At 43.2% G+C, this 20319-nt stretch carries 17 protein-coding genes and 1 tRNA gene; 10 read left to right on the plus strand and 8 right to left on the minus strand.

Translation table 11 applies throughout. The features are described 5' to 3' along the window. Positions 1-14: 14 nt before the first annotated feature. From VLX91_03960 to VLX91_03995, 8 genes are all read left to right on the plus strand, one after another. Complete coding sequence (locus VLX91_03960) at positions 15-221, plus strand: hypothetical protein (GenBank protein ID HUI29350.1); 207 nt, start codon at positions 15-17, stop codon at positions 219-221. 88 nt (positions 222-309) lie between these two features. Continuing rightward, on the plus strand, positions 310-600 hold the full coding sequence (locus VLX91_03965) for a hypothetical protein (protein ID HUI29351.1): 291 nt from the start codon (positions 310-312) through the stop codon (positions 598-600). A gap of 198 nt (positions 601-798) precedes the next feature. Beyond that, complete coding sequence (locus tag VLX91_03970) at positions 799-1518, plus strand: diphthine--ammonia ligase (protein ID HUI29352.1); 720 nt, start codon at positions 799-801, stop codon at positions 1516-1518. Positions 1519-1624: 106 nt separating this feature from the next. Then, positions 1625-2296 (plus strand): hypothetical protein, encoded by a 672-nt coding sequence (locus VLX91_03975; GenBank protein HUI29353.1) that lies wholly within the window; start codon positions 1625-1627, stop codon positions 2294-2296. Between the two features lie 161 nt (positions 2297-2457). Beyond that, positions 2458-3117: a hypothetical protein gene (locus VLX91_03980; GenBank protein ID HUI29354.1), complete on the plus strand. Its 660-nt coding sequence runs from the start codon at positions 2458-2460 to the stop codon at positions 3115-3117. 99 nt (positions 3118-3216) lie between these two features. Further along, positions 3217-4017: a hypothetical protein gene (locus tag VLX91_03985; protein HUI29355.1), complete on the plus strand. Its 801-nt coding sequence runs from the start codon at positions 3217-3219 to the stop codon at positions 4015-4017. Positions 4018-4270: 253 nt separating this feature from the next. Then, a complete protein-coding gene (locus VLX91_03990) occupies positions 4271-5590 on the plus strand; it encodes an Eco57I restriction-modification methylase domain-containing protein (GenBank protein HUI29356.1) in 1320 nt (439 codons plus the stop codon). After that, positions 5587-6240 carry an ATP-binding protein gene (locus tag VLX91_03995; protein ID HUI29357.1) on the plus strand — a complete coding sequence of 218 codons (654 nt, stop codon included), beginning with the start codon at positions 5587-5589 and terminating at the stop codon, positions 6238-6240. Before VLX91_03990 ends, VLX91_03995 begins: the two co-directional genes overlap by 4 nt. Positions 6241-7100: 860 nt before the next feature. Here VLX91_03995 and VLX91_04000 read toward each other — a convergent pair. From VLX91_04000 to VLX91_04035, 8 genes are all read right to left on the minus strand, one after another. Further along, complete coding sequence (locus VLX91_04000; GenBank protein ID HUI29358.1) at positions 7101-8117, minus strand: site-specific integrase; 1017 nt, start codon at positions 8115-8117, stop codon at positions 7101-7103. 367 nt (positions 8118-8484) lie between these two features. Beyond that, the gene (locus tag VLX91_04005) at positions 8485-10104 is read right to left on the minus strand and encodes a hypothetical protein (protein ID HUI29359.1); all 1620 of its coding nucleotides are present in this window, start codon (positions 10102-10104) and stop codon (positions 8485-8487) included. Between the two features lie 122 nt (positions 10105-10226). Then, positions 10227-11066, minus strand: a complete 840-nt coding sequence (locus VLX91_04010) for an ABC transporter ATP-binding protein (protein HUI29360.1) — start codon at positions 11064-11066, stop codon at positions 10227-10229. Continuing rightward, the gene (gene tssR, locus VLX91_04015) at positions 11063-13471 is read right to left on the minus strand and encodes a type VI secretion system protein TssR domain-containing protein (protein HUI29361.1); all 2409 of its coding nucleotides are present in this window, start codon (positions 13469-13471) and stop codon (positions 11063-11065) included. The genes VLX91_04010 and tssR overlap by 4 nt, the downstream gene beginning before the upstream one ends. Before the next feature lie 111 nt (positions 13472-13582). Continuing rightward, positions 13583-14911 carry a hypothetical protein gene (locus tag VLX91_04020; protein ID HUI29362.1) on the minus strand — a complete coding sequence of 443 codons (1329 nt, stop codon included), beginning with the start codon at positions 14909-14911 and terminating at the stop codon, positions 13583-13585. Beyond that, positions 14905-15906 (minus strand): hypothetical protein, encoded by a 1002-nt coding sequence (locus VLX91_04025; GenBank protein ID HUI29363.1) that lies wholly within the window; start codon positions 15904-15906, stop codon positions 14905-14907. Before VLX91_04025 ends, VLX91_04020 begins: the two co-directional genes overlap by 7 nt. A 12-nt stretch (positions 15907-15918) precedes the next feature. Then, complete coding sequence (locus VLX91_04030; GenBank protein HUI29364.1) at positions 15919-16809, minus strand: hypothetical protein; 891 nt, start codon at positions 16807-16809, stop codon at positions 15919-15921. Between the two features lie 704 nt (positions 16810-17513). Further along, positions 17514-18119, minus strand: a complete 606-nt coding sequence (locus VLX91_04035) for a hypothetical protein (GenBank protein ID HUI29365.1) — start codon at positions 18117-18119, stop codon at positions 17514-17516. Positions 18120-18949: 830 nt separating this feature from the next. Here VLX91_04035 and VLX91_04040 point away from each other — a divergent pair. Together VLX91_04040 and VLX91_04045 are read left to right on the plus strand one after the other, a co-directional pair. Further along, a tRNA-Asp gene (locus tag VLX91_04040) sits at positions 18950-19024 on the plus strand. A gap of 208 nt (positions 19025-19232) precedes the next feature. After that, positions 19233-20270, plus strand: coding sequence for a dipeptide epimerase (locus VLX91_04045; GenBank protein ID HUI29366.1), 1038 nt, complete (start codon positions 19233-19235; stop codon positions 20268-20270). Positions 20271-20319 lie beyond the last annotated feature (49 nt).

The raw sequence follows: 20319 nt of genomic DNA on the forward strand, positions 1-20319 counted from the left end.
AGCACTGATATAACATGGAAATCTTGTTTCTTTGTTCTGCAAAACACGATCCGTACAGAACTTTGCCTGCGTATAACAACGGCAATCACGACGCTCGATTATTATATATCATGGTTCTCGCTTCATGTCGCGCACATCATATCAAGAAGGATCGCGCCACGAACCATGCGAAAGGCATAGCAGGCGTGGAGTTTCACATAATTGCTGCGTTGCGTCTGTAGACAAACTCTTTGGGTGTGGTATATTACGTGTATAGCAATAGATTAGTGAGTTCCTTAGTGAGATTTCCAATTAACAGGAGATGATTGCATGTCTATTCTTTTGCATTTTTTTGCATTGATTATCGTATTACTACTTTTTGGATCTATTGGTTACGGACTAGCAAAAAGATCGAAGAAATTGGTCTCTCTTATTGCAGGGATAGTCCTGGTCGTGGTTACGATCTTTGTGTTTGGCATTATGCCTTCTACTATTCTTATCGGAATCTACGAACTTAAGGTTTATGTTTCATATTCTCTCATGGCTCTCATTTTAGGAATAGTTGTCGGTCTTGTAGTCCTAGAGATAAAGCACAGGAAACGCGAAGACGCGAATGGCTAAATGTTATTGCAGAATGAAGACGACTATCTGACACGAATGTGCGATAGCTGGGAAAGAGGGGCTTCATCGTCGCGCTCAGTTAATCTTGCGCCATGGTATGCACGCAATCGGCCGCAAGGAGCGCGGCACGAATGTGATTCGCGCGGACGTTATCGAAACTTGCAATCTTCAAAACGCTAATTATCTGTTGACGCATCAATGAAAGAAAAAATCATCTTTTCATGGAGTGGCGGTAAGGATAGCGCCATGGCTCTTTATGAGCTAAAGATGATCGGCGATTGCGACATATCGGCGTTACTCACAACTGTGACAGAGGACTACGATAGAATCAGCATGCATGGCGTTCGACGGGTTCTTCTTGAGCAACAGGCTGTGTCTTTAGGTCTTTCTCTTGAAAAGATCTACATCACGAAGAATGCGACCAATGATGAGTATGAAACAAAAATGAGAGCGAAGCTGATGGAATATCACGACAGAGGTGTTTCGTCGGTTGCCTTTGGGGACATTTTTTTAGAAGAATTGAGAAAGTATAGAGAAGAAAACTTGTCAAAAATAGGAATGAAGGGGATCTTCCCTATATGGAAAAGGGATACTACTGAACTGGCAAGTACATTCATAGACCTAGGGTTAAAAGCAGTTGTAACCTGCATTGACTCAAAAATCCTTGATAAAACATTCGTCGGCAGACTCTATGACAAGCACTTCTTGGGTGATCTCCCTTCCGGTGTTGACCCATGCGGGGAAAACGGAGAATTTCATTCGTTTGTATATGATGGACCGATATTCCGAGAAAAGATAGCACTAACACCTGGAGAGGTCGTCTTACGCGATGACCGTTTTTACTTTTGTGATTTGATACCTGCCGAGGGTATTGGTGTCGGTTCTGATAACATGCAGAAGAAAGATGCCCGTCATTAGAGTTGTATCGAGTTCGCTTCATGCCGCGCACGTAATAGGCTTCAAAGAGCTCGCTGCGACTTTATTCCCGACGTTAGATGAAATCGACTAGTAATTGGAGGAGGGTATGACTAGGTTCATCCAGGATCCAGATTCACATGGCAGTCTGAAGGACTTACAGATTCTTGTTAATAACAAAAAGGAAATCCTCGATGCGAAGATTTCTGAGTGGAAGGGTGAGCGGGTTAGAGTAGAATCGGTCTCGCCTATGAAAGCCGACGAATATGCGGAGTATACGGATTCGGACTTTCTGGCAAAGCTAGGAATTGAGTCGCAGGTGAAGCATCCTTCAGTCAACTTTTGGCCGAGGAATGGTCCACAGTGGGATGCTCTAGGACGCTCTGGTGAGAACTTATACCTTGTTGAAGCCAAGGCCAATATACCTGAATTAGTCTCTCCTCCAACTGGAGCTGGCGAAGTGTCCAAATCCCAAATAATTGACTCGTTAAGTGAGGTTAAAGAGTATCTCAACATTAACGATGCTGTGGATTGGACAGGAAAATTTTATCAGTACACGAACAGAATCGCTCATCTCTATTATCTAAGAGTAATGAACGGATTCAAGGTGCACCTACTCTTCATTTATTTTGTGAACGACTTGGATGTCAAAGGACCGTCTTCAATTGAAGAGTGGCGTGGGGCCATACAAATAATGGAGAACTATTTGGGTATCAGCAAACATCACAAACTTAAGAGATATATCGGAGAATTTTTCGTCGAAGTCAGTGCTTTACGCTAGCATGGCTTTTTCACAACAAGATCATAATATATGTGGAGTGACATAAAGAATAGTCGATAGCAATGGAATTTTACTCGTCGCAACAAGCGAGGCTGCCTTCGTATTGTAAACGTTAGCGACAGCCGACATTGCAATGCCAATTATTCGTTAGGAGAAATCACATGAGATCATTGACACGGTTTATTAATAACAATCGGCTTGTTCTCTATTCTCTTGAGAAGACTAGGAAGTTCTATCGTCAGTATGACCCAGGATGGTACCTGTACAGAAGAGTTGCATCAGAGATAAACATGGAAGCTAAATTCAGAGATGAGTTCATCGAGCTAGTCTACGTGACATTGTCGGCTTGGAATATGAATTCTCGTAGGGCCAGGCTTGCCGGATTCGATGTCTTCAAAGAATCAATACATGAACATAGAGACAGATTTGCCAGACTATCGAACTTCTGTCTTGACGGGCTGACAAGCGCACAGTTGAATGAAATTTTATGGGTGGACGGCCACGCGCTGTTCTCAAACCTTGTGTTGGTTGCGGACACCAAGCCCAGATTGGTTACCTATTCTAAGACATTGCACTTCTTTCTTCCAGATCTGTTCATGCCTATCGACAGGACATACACGCTCAATTATTTCTGTGGTAATCTCAACGTTCCAAGGAGGGTTGAACACCAATTCGAACTTCTTTGTAAAGTCCTTGAGGAAGCTCGTCGATTTGCTGCATCGGTTCCTCTTGCCCATTTCATTGATAGAGTCTGGAATGCCAATGTTCCCAAAACAATCGACAATATTATTATCGGTTATCAATTGCTAAATCGTCATTGAGATGGAAGTAAGAAATTAATCGGGAAGGATCTCTACCAATATTTCATGATCTTATGTTGAGTTCGTGAAGAACCTGATTACAGAAAAAGGAAAATCGCCATGAAATACGAAAACAGGATTGTTGCTTTTATAGACATCCTAGGCTTTAAAGCGATTGTCGGAGCTACCCTCGACGAAGACGGAAACGAGGTTTCGGAGAAAATTAAGACCCTGAACGATACATTACTTCTGGTTCGACACGAATTCGATATGGATGAGCCGGACACGAAACTTACAAAATCAAGACAAGTTACCCAATTTTCGGACTCAGTTGTAATCTCCTTCCTTGCGCAGGAGCCAAGTGAAGTTTTCTACATTCTTCTCGACCTATTACATCTGGTGATAAACTTCGTAGGCGTCGGTGTCTTGTGCCGGGGTGGAATTGCATTTGGTAAATTGATACATACAGATAAGGTTCTGTTCGGACCTGCTCTTATCAAAGCTTATGAAACTGAAACCCGGGCCGCCCTTTTTCCGCGAATTATTCTTAGTGATTATATTATTGCCCTTGGTGCCAAATACCACTTGTCACATCATGATCCTGCAGACGAATTGGACTCAATATTGGATATAGTAACGGTCGACACTGACGGGATGTACTATATTGATTACTTCACCAATGCACAATCTGAGCTAAATGATCCAGCGTATGATATGCCTGAGTATATAACAAGACTTCGGAAGATTATAAAAGAGATGTCCCAGCATGACGAACCTGATATTGTCGTCAAGTTTGGCTGGATGAAAGACAAGTTTAACAAGCTAATAGATGTTTCAAGAGGCGAAGCCTTTATAAAAAGGCTAAAGAAGAGTGGCAACTATGAACTCGCTGAATTCTATTCGAAACAAGTCCATATGTGAGAACGCATTTAAGCTAGCTGCATTGGCCTCATTTATGCTGCAAGCATAACGACAAGCTTGGAGAAATGATGACGAACAGGGCCAACGAGTCCGCTGGGAGATTTGATTGGAGAACGAAAAAAACTTAAGCTGATGTAGTGTTTCCAGAAAAAGCATGGTGGCCCTTGGGCGGTTTGATTTAGGGTTCTCGCTTGCACTTCATGGATGCGAATAATAACTTTCAAAGTCAAATGGGTGTGTCGAAAAATTTTTCATGGGTTCAAAAGGAAATGTGAAGGCAAAAAAAAGGGCTTACATATCAAGGAATTGGAAGGTTGCAACGCCGATACCCGTGGTCTCTCTCTTCTGGCGCATTACGCACGAATTCAAGACGTCATTTGGACGTGTTTTAGATATGGGAGCTGGGGATTGTAGATTCGCTCGAGGCGTTAAATTTCAGAGTTACGTGGGCGTGGAGATCGATCAGCGCATCTCTGCTGACATCCAATCAGCTAAGGTGTCCTACTTACATGGCTGCGTATTTGAACATAGTGGAAATGATTACGATGCTTGCATTGGTAATCCACCATATCTTAGACACAATGAAATCGAAAATACTTGGCGACAGAAGATGATTTGGAGGTTCGATAACACACTTGGAATGACGCTCGATAGAAGGTCGAATCTTTATCTCTATTTTTTTCTGCTTGGACTTCAAAAGACAAAAATGAATGGGATAGTCTCTGTTTTGGTACCTTACGAATGGGCATTTATTCCGTCTGCAAAGTCTTTGAGAGACTACATTGAGATGAACGGATGGAGCGTTTTTGTCTATCGCCTCAACTACTCAGTCTTCAAAGGTGTTCAGACGACTGCATCTGTTAGTATCGTTGATAAATCTGATAATCGTGGCACTTGGGAATATTTTGACATAGACAAAGGGGGAATAATAACACAAGTCCCATCTTTTACGGAAAGTGGTCAATCACCTCTAGAACATGGAACAAGAGGCAGGGTGTGGGCTATGCGAGGATTGAGTCCAGGCACAAATAAGGTGTTTACCCTTACCGAGGGTGAAAGAGTTGAGGCCAATCTAACAAAGAAGGATGTACGAGCTTGTATTATTTCTCTCAAAGAGCTTCCATCGAAATTAACGGTTCTCGATAACGCGAACTTCAAGAAATACTTTGTTTCTAAAAACAAAAAATGTTGGTTAATACGAACGGACAAGAAGCCCACGAGTGCACTTAAGAAATATCTTCGAAAAATTCCTGAGGAGAAAAGGAGCACTTGGACTTGTCAAAATCAGACACCATGGTATAGGTACAAACCCCATCGTGCTCCAAAATTACTCTTCGGCCCTGCTTTCAAAAAAGCAAATCCTTTGATTTTATTTAACAAGATTAAAGCGATTGCGGTCGGTTCGGTGATCGGGATTCACACTCAATCAATAGAAAATATGAACGCGCTACACAAGAAGCTTCGTAAATACGATTTCAGCTCAAGATTGGTCCCTCGGGACAGGGGACTGAAGGTGATAGCTGTCAAGCAGGTGAACACTGTTCTAAATTCGTTGGTTAAAAACCCAGAATGAAGGATAATACAGCTACCCTTCTTGATGAAGGTAAAATCCATTTCTCTACCGAAGGGAGGTTACTCCAAGAACTCGGTGAGCGGCTTGTCGCATCGGCCGATTTGGCAATAATTGAGCTCATCAAGAACGCATACGATGCCGATTCTCCGATCTGTAAAGTATACTACTCAGGAGAAGATAGCCTTGCCGTTGAAGACCATGGCCACGGGATGACGATTGATGAGTTCAAAACAAAATGGATGACTATTGCGACTTCAAGCAAGCAGGAAGATCGGATTTCTCGCAAATACAAATGGAAGTTAACTGGAGCAAAAGGAATAGGCAGGTTCGCAGTACGATATATGGGACGATTCTTAAAGTTGTATTCGGTGGCATTTGATGAACAGCGAAAGGCGATGACGAGCCTCGAGGCAAATTTTGATTGGGTGAATGTTGATAATATCTCGACATTGGAGGCTTTTGAAATACCATATAAACTCTTTAGAGCCGCGGATGATGAGCAACCTGGAACAAAGCTTACAATAAGCCACCTGCGGAACGAAATCATCAATAAGAGTAAGATCAAATCAGAAGTTTTAAAGATCGTATCCCCATTATCAGGCCTAGAGCGAGGAAAGTTTGAGACGTCGATGAGATTAACGTGGTATTGACAGAACCATCTTCATTGATCTCAGAATACTGATAGAACTGGCGACCTTTATTATTCTCAATCTGAAACTCTAAGATTACGTCTCCAAATACATTTTTCGGAAAAGGCGGAACTTTGCTCAACTCCATGGCGCTGTTTCGGAATTGATTTCCAAGCGTAGCCGAGTCACTCTGAACAGTTGCCGTTATATTAATTCTAATACGTTGGTCCGCTTCAAGTCGTGTAGGAATTTCGCTATTCAGAACCCAAGAACTAGGAAAGGATTTCAATAATTTGATTCCTCTCGCTGGGAAGGGTGCATCGTTATGTAGCACCAGTATTCTATAAAAGGAATATGCATAAACGTTGTTAGCAACAAAACCACTCCCCGCACCGCGTCCTTCAATACTAATTGTTAATTTGGGTTTTTCAAGAAAATACTGAAATAGAGCTTGAGCCGGACCTTTCACCCATTCAAGTATCTTAAAGAAGTCATGCATATTAGCCACTCAAATTTCCGATAGGATTACCATGTCGATCTTGGAAAAGTCGAAAAATACTTTTACAGGATTAAGTACATCCCTTTGTGAATCGATAGGCATATTCAATGTTTTTTCTTTTCGTACCGGAAATAATAAATTAAGATAAGCCCGATGGGGGAAGGTATTATTAACAAAAAAACGGTATTCATATCGTAGCCCTCTTTTTTTAGACCGAATTTAACACAAGGAGAAATTCACTCCAAATTGTTTAAGTCATCACCCGCCGGGTTTGTCCGGGATTTGTTTGCAGGCTGACTAACCAAATCATAACCACAGCCGATCCCTGCATCTACCAGGCGCGTAAACACTACCCCGTGTTCCTGCATTTGCCTCTGAATTTCTAGTCAGTGGGCTCCATCAATTTCTCCACTGCATTTGACAGCGTATCGTTTGTGAGGTGCGCATAAATTTGCGTGACGGATGGGCTTGAATGACCTAACAACCGCTGCACTTCATAAAGTGAAACTCCCTTCATTACGAGCCAGCTTGCAAACGAGTGACGCAGGCTATGAAAACGCAGTGCCGGGTTGAGTCGGGCTGCTCTTACACATTTCTTGAAGTGCTTCGAAAGCCTCTCCACCTTCATTTGCTTTTTATCCAGCGTAAACACCAGACTATTTGGGTTGCTGTCCAGTCGATGCTGCAACACCTTTAGAGCTATGCCATTTAATGGAACTGCTCGGACCTTGCTCGACTTTGCCATGTGGGTTTGGTTATCTAGGAGAATTATCCGTTCGTAAATTCTTACTTGTCTCCATGTCAGATTAACTAGCTCTCCTGATCTACAACCGGTGTTTGCAGCGAAGAGCGTTATGTCTGATAGATCTTTATCATTCTTCATCATTGAAAGTAGTGCTTGAAATTCTTCTTGGGTAAAAAACAGTGGATATTTCACTGGCAGGCTGGGTTTCTTAATTCTCTTGCAGGGGTTCTCCTGCAGGTAGTTATGTCTTATTCCCCAATTGAAGAATGCGGAAATGCTGGCGTAATCCTTTCTGGAAGCATAGCTTGAGACTTGGGCTGCTCTGAACGACAAGAATGATTCAATCGCAGCTGTGTCCAGTGAATTGAGTAGTGGGTTGCCGAAGTATTTCCTCATTTCATTGAATGTTGTCACATAGACTTTTGTCGTGGATATTCGGTGAACCATTTTAGAATACTTCAGGAACTCTGATGAAAAAGCATTGAGATTAATTGTGTTTGTTCTCTTGGGTTTCGCTACATCAATCTTCCTGTTAAGCTCTATCAGAAAGGAGAGAGCTTCGGATTTCTGCCTAGCTCTAGTTGACTTTTTTCTTCTCTTGCCATTCTCATTCCAAATTACATAATAGATACCGCGTATCTTCGCTAGGAACATACTACCTCCTTATTACCAGATATTTTAATGACCAACACAGTTCTTGACAAATCGCCAGTGGATACTGTATCCGTCGATTAGTCTATCTTGCACTTTCAGCATAGCATGGAAGCATTTTCTCTTCAGTGGATTCTGGATGAGTGATCAAATCATCACGTCAGCGGGTAATGATCTGTATTATTGCTTGCGAGCGCGGTTTAATGAAGAGTCTTCATTGCTGAATAAGGTCGCTAATGCTTGACAGGATTATCAACTAATCATCGACTTACAATTGGGGGTAGGCTATTGCACCCGAATTTATGAAATTACACGATTCTGGCGAGATATCGTTCCTGCTGTCCTATTGTCTATTGGACATCATGACTTATCAATACACTCCATCAATTCTTCCTTGTATGAGATCACTCGGTGTATATCGCAGAAACTTCTTCACGGCGAGCCAGATACTCATCATTCCAAACAATATAGTTGGCGCCAAAAGAAATAAGGTCGACACGCTGAGAATATCAATGAAACGCTGATTCGAATTAGAAGCGATGTGGGAGAATCTTGTAAGCAGTATATATGGCAATGGTGATAGCTGTACCAGAAGGGAAAAAGAAAAGGCAAGGAAGCAGAGCATTCCTAGGAAAACCAAACCTTGAAGCAAAAATAATACGTAGAATGTTCGTGGCCTGGTACCAAATGCCTTCAACATGCCGATACTATATCGGTTTCTGGTGAGATAAGAACGGAAGATATGATATGCAACAAGACTTGAACAAAAAACCGAAATGATAATAATGAAAACCAGAAAAACCTCGGTCAACTTTTGCACAAAGTTATAGTTGGAAAGAGCGTTAACACTCTCTGTCTGTATTTGAGTTCCGAATTTCTCCCCTAATAGCTCGTTGAGAGCTTGCCAGCGAGAGAGATCGGAGACGTAAACGGCTATGTGATCATATGCAACATTGTTCTCTTTTTCAGGCAAGTTAATTCGAGTGGGACTGTACCTCCTGAGCATGCCCCCTTTGAACGTTAGCAGAGCTTCGTATATTTGCTGCAGTACTGCATTGTTGATTGTCAAATTCGCGTCCATAGAGATAAGACTAATCTTCCATCGGAATTCTGAGCAGCCGGTCGGAAGTTGGTCGGCAGGAGGCTCCCCCAACCAAGACACCGCCGGATTAAGTCTAACGTCAACTTTCTGAGAAGAATAATCTTCGATTAATGAATTAACTGAATCGAGCCCTGCAGAATCAACTGAACAACCGATAATTAAAGAGCCTTGACCAGTTCGATTCGGACCTTTCGGGATGGTAATGTACCTAAGGATCTGGTCCAACTCGTTTTTCCCTCGCTTCCCCAACACTCCTGCCCCCGCCTGGAGAGATGCCTTTCCAATATCTTTCTCTAACAATGAGTTCAGATGATTTGTAATCAGGAAGTCAGACTGATAGGGTAGCTTCCTTGCTATTCCTCGGATCGGCAATACATAGGGCGCTCCTTTACCAACAGATTTTAAGATGTATCTTGCTTCAGGATGTATGCCCGCTTGAGCTTGAATACCTAAGGCATGGGCCATTTCTTCACTGATAATGATACCAATGTCGAACGAATCAATAAACTTCCGACCAAACAATCCATTGCCGTCCGAAAATACTCCATCCACAATCTTATCGGTCCCCTCAACTGATCTACCCTTAAACGAAGAATAACCTGACACTCCATTCTTTCCATATGCTGAGAAGCTTCCGAATTGAAAAGCAAATCCTCCGATTGTCTCAACTGAATACTGTTTTCTTGATTCAGTGCTTTCGAAATACTTCAGTATCTCTGCCGCACGCTCGGTCCCCGTGGTACCAACACCTATCAAGTCAATAGGCAACCAGTGAACGAAAGGATCAGCGAATTTCAGATCCAAGATACTCCTAGCACCAACTGAGAATCCGACGGATAGCATCGCAAGAGAAAGGATCAATCCAAATGTCGTGAAATCGAGCTTCATTCGCGAAAAATCAAACGAAAAAATCCTTCGAGTGACGCGACCAAACCCAAACAGCGATACTGGATTGATCGTCGACTTCTTACTTTCACTGTTTGTAAGCTTGCCACTCACCTTCTTTGCCTCTAAGAAAAAACTTTCTTCAGACGCTCAACAAAGGTTTCTTCAGAAAAGGTGCGATTCTCATAGACACAATGCCAAGCATTCTCAATAGTTCTACAAAAGAAGTTTTCTTCAGATATCATATGCGTTTCACGGTCGCTGATGAGTATAACATTATGAGCGTGTCTGACTGCCAGATTAATATTATGAGTAATAACAATTGCCGATTTCTTCGCTTCAGAGTTGACAATATAGTCTCGTATTGCAGCCATGACCGCCGCAGCATCGTTATCACCAAGATTGCCCGTCGGTTCGTCACAGAATAGGACATCATTTTGAGTGAGAACTGCACGCACAAGTGCTGTCCGCTGCTTTTCGCCGCCTGATAATTTGTTTACTTGTTTTGATTTGAACTTTTCTATTTGGAGATCCTTGTATAGAGATTCAGACGGATCTTGATCAATATCGATTGGTTGGGACTTGATAAGCCTTGGGATTCGTACATTTTCATCTAAGCTAAGTCCCGGGAAGAAATGACTTTCCTGAAAAACATAAGAGAAATGATCTCGTCTCATTTCAGCAAGTCGTTTTTCGTCTGTCCGGATACTCGAATATAGTATGGGTGCGCTCCCATTCTTGTGGAAATATTTGATTTCTCCTTTGAATTCACGATAGTTGTTGAGCAGAGAAAGCGTATCTAGAAAAGTCGTTTTGCCTGCCCCAGATTCCCCCAACACGCAGGTCATCCGCCCCCTATCAACAAGCAATCGTGGAACACGGAGGACAGTCTCATCGTCATATTTTATTTCTAAATCTTCAATTTCAAAAAGGATATCGCTATGGTCCGATTCTCCTTCATTCACGGAATTAGCCACTCGTCAACCCAGAAATATTTTGTTTCATTTGAAATAAACACAAAGCTACCAGTCTCAGGGCCATTGAACAAATCGTAGAGAAGCTTTCTTTTTAATTCTAAGTACCTGATGAATTCTGGCAACTGCAGTTTCACTTCATCAGAACAAGCCGCTACGTCCTCCAAGGGCACGTCTCGCATTAGTTGGCTCTTATAAGGCAACCCGGTTACGTATTGAAACACTTCAGCCACGGGCATCTTCCGCAGTTTTTCTATTTCTGATTCGCCCGAAAATCTTCTGCACAACTCCAAGAATACGTTATATAAACCCATGCACACTTGCTGCTCGGTGCCAGGCTGAATGTTTGGATTGTCTGCGCTCAGGGGCGTGACATTTATTATTTGGTTTAACGGGTCGAGAAGTCCGCGGTCCAGCTCTGTTGCGGAAAGGAATAGCTCAAATCTATAAAGCGGCTCGGAGTAGCCAATCACTGAATCTGCTGTAAACCCGTCGGTAAACACTTGAAACGCCGTATCGATAACATTAGCGGCAGCAAATGTAAGTATGTCTTTATCCTCTTTTCGAATTTTGTTAAGCAGCCCCAGATTAGGAATGCTCGTCTTCGTTGAATCAAGCAAGATTCCCCAACTGTTAAATGACTCGATTTTTTCAGCCTCATTGATCAATTCCGTGTTCAGACTATCCACCGAGTCGATAGATGCAACAATTCCGTGCACAAGGTTGTCGATGACTTGTGCCGAATCCCCGCTATTTTCTGCAGGATAAATCCGACCATAGAATGGAGTATTCTTAGTCATGAAAAATCCGTTTTCCTCACTAATACCAAATGGACCTAACCTTGGGAAATATCGCCTGATAGAATTGGACAGTGTTCTTCCGGAGCGATCCAAAATCTCTTTTACGTCATCGACAAAACGTCCATAGGCCGGGTTACTTTCCACTTGGCCTACTTGAAAAGCCACAAAGTGAGGCTGATCGTACCTTACCATGAATTGAACAAGCTCGTTCATGTCACTTGTCCGCTCTTCGCAGGATTTATTCCCGACACCTCCGATCAGCACCACCAGACTTGTCTCATCAAAGCTACGAGTTTTCACGTTGAAGTTTTCACCTTCGTTGCGATAGGCCTCCGATAGTCCTCTGAATAGACACTTGTCATCTAGAATGGCATCGTTTGGATTTTGGGGAGTGCATTTTTGGGGATCCAGAAAAACGTCGACCATATGGGGAATCTGATCCTCTCCCACCAATGGGAGGAGTTCGGTTTGTGTAAAACCGGATGAATAGTTGCGATAAATTACGCTGCCAAATCTAATAGTGTTCCTAGAATGATGACTTCTTATCACACCTATAGCTGTCTTAATGGCGGTTCTAGCCGCATCAAAATAGGGACGCATACTGGCCGAGCCATCAATGACGAATATAACGTTTATGTGTCGAGTCCTTTCTATGATCTCGTTCAATATCCCACGAACGTTTGCTTCTCGATTTGGGTCAAGGATATTCATGCCCAGTGTAAGAGGCTGAATACAACCTGTGTGCATGACAGGTGGATTGTAAGAAAGCACTGGAAAGCGGCGGCGCTCTCCCGGCCATGGCGCGTCTCCCCATTTATCATCGTTCCAGATGATTGATGAATCAGGGCAGCCTTGGTTCTTGGAATAGGACAATGCTGAGACAGAGTCCGAAAAAATTGTGGCCTTAATGTTATTAATCCTCTCGTGAGCTGCAGTGCTTATATAGTTTGGTTCTATCACAATCCGATTCGACCAAATGAGAACTCTACTGGTTGGAGCCCACCCGACAAATTGGTTTCTATCTTCAGCATCATTGCCGAACATCGTAACGTTTGGGTTACCGCTCTTGCCTAATAATACCCATCCTCCAGTTTCGTCAAACTTGAACACATGATAGAACTCAAAAGCGTTCGCGCTATATCCCGTGTAGGAACTCCCCTCAGTGCCCGGATTTCTCCTAAACTGCAAGACCTTTGGATTTGTCCCGAGATTTGTGACCATTCCTTTTGCCACAACGCTGATAATCATGCCCTTTGTGGGAATTCCAGAATTCTTATCTTGAAGGCACTCATTTGGCCACAAGAGAATATTTCTTTTGGGGATCCATCCGAGTACATCCGAGTCCGTCATGTTGTCTCCTTTTGTCTGCCAGACATCCAACTTGACTACCCGAATGAATTCCTGCTTTTCGGCGACCACTACCAACGGTGTAAGGAACCCTATCGTGCCAACAAACGATGACTCTTCCGGAATTGTATATATACTATCATCGTCTCGGTCAGAGAACACTATCCACGTGATGTCATTCATTCGGGAATGTATCGGTGCACCAAGCTCCCTCTCATAATGAGACAGGAGATCCTTTGTTGGTGCCATGAGGCAGTCTGATCTGCCAAGGGCCCTTACAGTTTGACTGGAGGCCATCTGCACAGACAAGAAAAACAAAGACAATGCTTTCAGCCAATTCATATCAATATCCCTCCACTTCTATGGTATCACGAGGGTCTGTACTCTGATTCCTGCGATGTGTTTGAGTGTGCCAGGGGAGCTGCTGTCTTCTCTGGCCAGGATCAATGTGTTGCTCGAATTAAATCCTTCGTTAATTAACAGTTCCGCAAACTTGTCACTATTACTTCTGATGTTGTCAATGCTCGACTGGGACAAAAACAAAAACAATTTCTCATGGACCCTGTCACTATTGGGAAAGTCGCTTCGGAAATCTTGTATCGCCATCAACAAATGATTGAATGTGTTCGGCGCTAACGGCTCATAAACCGAATATGCATTCATTAGTCTGGCACTATCAGATAGAAACCCATCACAATAATACTCACCGCCGCCACTTACGAATAAACGTCCCTCGGTTAGCCTCTTGTTTGATTTCACATCCCTAATTAAGGAATCCAATGCCGGTTTGATTTCTTCCCACGGTATGAATCCTCTTGATTTGTCGAGGAAGAAAATAGGGACGCTTGGGAGCGCTTCGAGTTTCACTGATTCGCGCTCTTTAGGTTGATATACAAGCTGCTTCCAGCCATTAGAGTTTGCGGGTGCATATCCTTGAGGCATAATTATTGAAACCGAGGAAGTAGATGCCGTTGAGAACAATGGAATGGCTAGTGTGATAGAAATAGAAGTTAGATGCGTCCCCTGTAAATAGTCGTGCTCTACGTCGACAGGGCTGGAAGTATGGGAGAATGAGCTAGGAGAAATTACTCCTACTTCTATGCCAACTTTATATGAACTATTAAGCAAGTATTCCCATCCTATAGATATGCCCAATCCGTTACGATGATGAGAAACCTTAGTCACAGGATCGGTTGACTCAAGTTCCACTGCCGATGGCTGCAAATAAAATTGATGTTCTTTCATGTTGATTTCGGCGAGTGGTAGTCGAATGTACAACGAAAAGGAATAATAAGGAGTGCGGGCGAGAATACTTGAGTTAAGTTCCTTTGATAAATCAGATGCACGGACTTCGTTCTGATACGAATAGCTGCCTAATCCAATTTGGCCGCCAAGTCGGAAATCCCCTTCAACTAACTTGAACCCATCCAGCCTCCCGCCAGAAAATAGTCTCACACAATTCTTCAGAGAGAAGCTATATCCCATTTGAACGAGATACCCGTTTTCCGCTCCCCAAAATGCGCCGCTCGATACGTTAGCCTCGCCATCCTTTGACACCACTGACCAGACATCTTGCTTTGATCTGAGTGAATCCACCACTGGCTGTGCCATAACAGCGCCATACGAAACGGCAAAGCAAAACAGCAATCTCGACAAAACGGATAAGTAGCTTTCCTCAAAGACTACCACTGTACTTTCCCACTCAAGTCAAACTCAATCATAGGATTTCTAGGATCGTTTGTTCTAAATCGTATCTTTGTTGATAATTGCGTCGTTGTTGATTTTTCCCCTGGATTTGCAAACCTGGGTAGAAAGCGAAAATAAAGAGTATCTCGCTTTCCTCCAGGGATTCGAAAGTAATTGCTTGGTTGGATATCGAAACAGTCCGCATTAGGGCCCGTCTTACCATCCAAGGATATCTTGCCAATTGCTCCACCTTCGTTATACACTTCGACTCTTTCTACAGGGATCTCGCCGGGCGTATAAACTACGGTACCCCCTCCGAAGGCAATTACTTGCCTATCAGTTCGCAACCGCGCATTTCGTTGGTCGAGAGAAGGTTTTGAAGGTGTTGAGATATTGGGATGAGAAGACTTATCTATCGGCGGCTCAACAAACAAAGTGATAGAAGAATAATCCTGATTGCAGATTAGAGCAGCTATCCATGCCCGCACACTGTCAACATCCGTAAAGATTTTCATCCCGATATTCTTAAGCGATTCATTACTCGTTAGTATCGCCATGGAACTCGTATCAACTGCACTTAGATATTCATCATAGGCCCTCTTAATGTCAATATTCTTATCGTTCTCCTTTGAGAAGGACTCGCCTATCTCAACATTTGCAAGGTGCCTTTTCACTTTATTTGTAAGAAAATTTATATTTGCCTTGTTACCTGCTGCGCCTTCCTCTATCACTGTCTCAAGTGACAGGTCCGAAGATCTATCGTAACCCAACCGATGCAACCTTGGTATAGGCAAGATATTATACTGTTCACAACCTATTGGAAAACACAACTGCCTTATCTTATCCGGGATAATGTCCGTCTTCTCGCTTCCCAATCTGTCAGCTACTACAATTACAAGATTAAGTTCCTTCGGCGGTTTATTAAGACCGCTACATCCCATAAACATCAACATCATGGAGATGCAAAATAGAATTGAAACGTTAGTTTCCTTCTTCATTTCTTGGACTCCTCAAATGGTTTTCTTCGCAGTTGGTTCGACATCAAGGATGGCCATCTGATGCTCAACACCCTTTACTGCCAAGTCCCTCTTCTGTTCTCTGGTATCCTGACGAGAGATGAATTCAGAGAGTTCTTTATCAGTCAATACACCTAATGTCTCAAGCCAATATCTTTTCTCAGTCCCTCCCCCCCCTGCTCGTTCTTTCGTTTCCATTACTATCTTATGATTCCCCACCTCAAGAGCTTTGAATTCTCTATCTCCAAGATCAATCCTTAATGGATTACTAGAATCATATGCGAACTCTTTTGCTTCTGATTCAATATATGCGGTATGTTCTTTACTTATCTGCAGTTCGAATATAATAGTGAATATTGCATAGCCAGTGCATGAACAATGGAGCATAGCACCTATCATGTAACAAGTAAATATTAGTCCCGATGTTGTGTTTGGAATTCCGTAAACTGAATAAAACCAGTAGAATTTGAAGAAAGCGGAACACACAATAAATAGATATAAAAACCGTTGCAACATCTTGTAGCGGCTCAGTCTTCTTGCTGTTTTCTTCGCGGTCACGTCTTCTTCATACACCAGCTTGTTTTTGCACTCACAGATTTTCTGCTGCCAAGGTAGATGGCTCAAAACCGCCAGCACAAAATCAACCACAATAGAACCAATAATCGCGGTTATGTTTACACCTTGCCAATAAGAATAGTAAGTTGCTATAGATTCGAGGATGAAAATACCTATCACGCCAAGTATCCGCCAAATGAATGTGGTAGTTGCGAAAAGGCCTGGCAACGGCACAGCCGCAAAAGTTCGTACTGTCTTGTGAGTGTACATCCACGCGCGCTTGGTACTCTGCGACGGCCAAAAGTTTTCATCTGGATTGAATTCAAACATTTCTGGACCCTTTCAACTTATTGTCTTCAGTTTCAAGAGATAATACAACGAGGAAGCTTATGAGAAGCCTCACTGTTTGATTAATTGTACACATTGCACTATGCCGCGCGCTCTCCCTCAGGGCAGTGCAATTGTTTTGAAATGTGTAACTAATTTATCAATGAAAACCAGAAACAAAGAGATGATACATTGATAATCATCCCGTACAGCACACCTAGAACATAGTACAAAATGCATTTACCACAATCAAGTTTCTTTTCCACGGCCTTTCATTTTGTCGAAGTCGCAGCGGTCTTGACGCCTCTGATTCCTTGACTCGTGAGTTTATCTGAATAGACGCCGCAGGTTATCAATTCCATCTATTTTTCTTGAAGAGTGTTCAAACTGTATCACATTTAGAATCAGCAAGCACTGAGGTGAAATGAAGATATTGGTCCAATTGATTCATTCAACGATTCCAGATCTCCTGATCTTCAATTGAACGAACCCTCGGGTGAGCCTTTGATTGAATTCCAAAGCAGACATCTCAAAAACTAAGTTCGTCTGTCTTTCACCAGATTGTACGCCCGATAAGTACATTGTATTGCCACCATGGTCATTTTGAAACTGAACCGCGGCGGATGGAAGTAATTACAGTTTCGTCGTGGTCTCCTCTATTGTTAGGGTGATTGCTCACACTTATCGTGGCATATCATCTGAATACGCTAACTCGAATCTGAACTATGCTTCCTGACATAACGGCCCTTCTTGTTCCCAAGTCTGACGAGAATCAGGGATACAAGGATAATGGACATGCCGAGTTGCACGTTCACGGCAATTAATTGGGTTCCAACTAGAGCTCCAATTATGAAAGCATTCGTCCCAAAATCCTCTGGCCATCGACCAGTCTTATTAACCATGCCTGCTATCGCGCGAATAAGGGAAGCGACTAGAATCACGTCTATGAAAACAAATATGAGGAGAATGCGAAAATCCTCTCCGATCCTGAAACTCCAAATCAATCCCACTGTAAAGAGTATTGACCCGATAAGCCAGAAGTTCTTTGCAAATTCGAGTACGAACTCCCTTAGTGGTTGTCTACCTGTGGCGATTAAGCTAGTAATGAATGTCGCAATGCCCCAAAATACCAACGCGACCGCTGTCGGAGGATTGACTTGTTGTGGTTTTGACTTGAGAACACGGTCGATTTGTGCCTGAATTTCGTTGAACAGTTTTGGAATATCTAATCCCGTCAGGAAGACGAGCAAGGTCACAACTGTTGCGATGCTCCCCAACACTCCTTCGATTTTTCTTAGCCGTATTCTATCCATATATGATAGTCTGCTTGTTACCTGCAATAGCATCAGCTCCAGAATAAAGCGCGGATATATGATCAACTACCTTGTGAATTCTCAGCGCCTCCGAGTCTAGAGTAATTTTAATAGGTCATTTATTCAGATGCAAGCTTTTCGAGAGATGGCTCAAACGGCAATTCGAGAATCTTGAGATATCTCCACAGAATGATTTTCCTATTGCTCGGCTTAACTTGCACTTGCTGATTTGCTGTCCATATACTTTCTGGTTAGTGCGCCTTAGGAAATTCATCTAAATCATTGTTACTCATTTAAGTAGGAAAAATAATAAAACAGACCCCGCTTCCCATATTTGCTTAGTAGTCTTCGCTTGTTTTTCGAAAGCTCGACAACCGAGGCACATAATGGAAAATCTTTGTGTTGTTGACAGCTCGGCATGACCCCGTCCCTGTTGATCAGTCTTCCTTGCACTTCCAGTATAACATGGAAGTTTTTTCTCTTCATAGGATTGCGGATGAGTGACCATATCATAACCACAGCAGGTACCAGTCCGACCACAGAAACACAAAAAGGGGATGGAAGGTACTAGACGCGAGGGCGTCGGTGCTGTCCAGATCGGGAGATTTTTCGGAGGAGCGGGAGGAGGAGAAGTGATTATGCTATTATATATATGATTGTGGATAAACCTCAATTTACCTGCGGTATTGTCCACAACTGTTTACTTGAAAGTTGTGACCTCGTTGGATAAATTGAATCGTGCGACAGTAACATCTAACAGGACATCTAACAGGTGGTCGAAAGTTGGAATGACCAGTCGCGAGATTCTTTAAAAGTAACCCGATTTGAATGGGGTTGTAGCTCAGTTTGGTTAGAGCGCCTGCCTGTCACGCAGGAGGTCGCGAGTTCGAGCCTCGTCAACCCCGCAGTTCCCTTCCGCCTTGAAACCTTCTTTCGATAGTGTGAATTTCATCATACAATGAAATTACATTACAATAATGTGAAAACCAGGTTGTTTTTTCTGAAATTTTCACTCATGGAAACTGAGAGGGCAAGCAATTCCGCTGCATCCATCGTCGGTTATAGGGGCTTTTCCTATGATTCAACCGGGCGATATTTGCGTTGAGAAAATCAATGAAGCTTGAATACAAACAGTACGATCTGAAGCTCAAACATATTTTCAAAATCTCAAGAAGCTCTCGCGACATTGTCCCAGTTATCATTGTCAAGATAGTAAAGGATGGAGTTGTCGGCTATGGAGAGGCGTCTCCAAATGCCCGATACGAGGAGACGATGGAGACGGTCAAGGAATTCTTGGATGCGATCGACCCCGCGAAATTATCGGACCCATTTCGACTCGAAGCCGCCGGCGATTACGTGGATTCAATTGCACCCGGCAATCCGAGCGCTAATTGTGCCGTCGATATTGCCCTGCACGATTGGATCTGCAAGAGATTGAACGTTCCTCTATATGAATTCTTCAATACGGATAAAGATCAGGCGCCGGTTTCCGTTTTCACTATAGGGATCGACACGCCGGATAACATCGTTAGAAAGGTCAAAGAGGCAGTTAACTATCCGATTCTAAAAATAAAACTCGGTGTGCCCAATGACGAAGAGATAGTTGAAGCCGTCCGAAGAGTCACAGACAAGCCCTTGCGCGTGGATGCTAATGAAGGATGGAAATCGAAAGAGGAAGCACTCGAGAAAATCAAATGGTTGTCAGCTCAGAATGTGGAGCTTATTGAACAGCCTATGCCTGCGTCGCAGATCGACGACATGGAATGGCTTCGTGAAAGAGTGTCGCAAAAATCCTTTCGGGGTAGGATGCCTGTTATCGCCGATGAGGCACTTTCGCTCTACGGAGTTTCGGAATTGTCGGCCGCGTACGATGGGATAAACATCAAACTTCAGAAGAATGGAGGCTTGGTGAAAACCCGCAGGCTTATCCATGAAGCACGTAACCACAATATGAAGATCATGTTGGGCTGCATGATCGAAACATCCGTGGGCATAACGGCAGCGGCACGTATCTCCCCGCTCGTCGATTGGAATGATGTCGACGGGAATCTATTAATCTCTAACGATCCTCTCGAAGGAGTGAGAAATGAGAAGGGACGTCTCTATCTCAGCGACAAGCCAGGATTAGGTGTAAGTCCGAACATCGTTTGATGTGTAAAGTGGAAATGAACCGGAAGAGTCCACGAATAATTGACAATAT

The sequence above is a fragment of the Candidatus Acidiferrales bacterium genome, from assembly GCA_035515795.1.
In the GTDB taxonomy this organism is placed as follows: domain Bacteria; phylum Bacteroidota; class Ignavibacteria; order Kryptoniales; family JAKASW01; genus JAKASW01.

Bases quoted from the DNA above. Each gene is read 5' to 3' on its own strand.
- VLX91_03960 (HUI29350.1), top strand. From the start codon at position 15: ATGGAAATCTTGTTTCTTTGTTCTGCAAAACACGATCCGTACAGAACT.
- VLX91_04000 (HUI29358.1), bottom strand. From the start codon at position 8,117: ATGTTCCTAGCGAAGATACGCGGTATCTATTATGTAATTTGGAATGAG.
- VLX91_03975 (HUI29353.1), top strand. From the start codon at position 1,625: ATGACTAGGTTCATCCAGGATCCAGATTCACATGGCAGTCTGAAGGAC.
- VLX91_03980 (HUI29354.1), top strand. From the start codon at position 2,458: ATGAGATCATTGACACGGTTTATTAATAACAATCGGCTTGTTCTCTAT.
- VLX91_04030 (HUI29364.1), bottom strand. From the start codon at position 16,809: ATGTTTGAATTCAATCCAGATGAAAACTTTTGGCCGTCGCAGAGTACC.
- VLX91_03970 (HUI29352.1), top strand. From the start codon at position 799: ATGAAAGAAAAAATCATCTTTTCATGGAGTGGCGGTAAGGATAGCGCC.
- VLX91_04005 (HUI29359.1), bottom strand. From the start codon at position 10,104: ATGAAGCTCGATTTCACGACATTTGGATTGATCCTTTCTCTTGCGATG.
- tssR (HUI29361.1), bottom strand. From the start codon at position 13,471: ATGGCACCAACAAAGGATCTCCTGTCTCATTATGAGAGGGAGCTTGGT.
- VLX91_03995 (HUI29357.1), top strand. From the start codon at position 5,587: ATGAAGGATAATACAGCTACCCTTCTTGATGAAGGTAAAATCCATTTC.
- VLX91_04025 (HUI29363.1), bottom strand. From the start codon at position 15,906: ATGAAGAAGGAAACTAACGTTTCAATTCTATTTTGCATCTCCATGATG.
- VLX91_03965 (HUI29351.1), top strand. From the start codon at position 310: ATGTCTATTCTTTTGCATTTTTTTGCATTGATTATCGTATTACTACTT.
- VLX91_04035 (HUI29365.1), bottom strand. From the start codon at position 18,119: ATGGATAGAATACGGCTAAGAAAAATCGAAGGAGTGTTGGGGAGCATC.
- VLX91_04045 (HUI29366.1), top strand. From the start codon at position 19,233: ATGAAGCTTGAATACAAACAGTACGATCTGAAGCTCAAACATATTTTC.
- VLX91_03990 (HUI29356.1), top strand. From the start codon at position 4,271: ATGGGTTCAAAAGGAAATGTGAAGGCAAAAAAAAGGGCTTACATATCA.
- VLX91_03985 (HUI29355.1), top strand. From the start codon at position 3,217: ATGAAATACGAAAACAGGATTGTTGCTTTTATAGACATCCTAGGCTTT.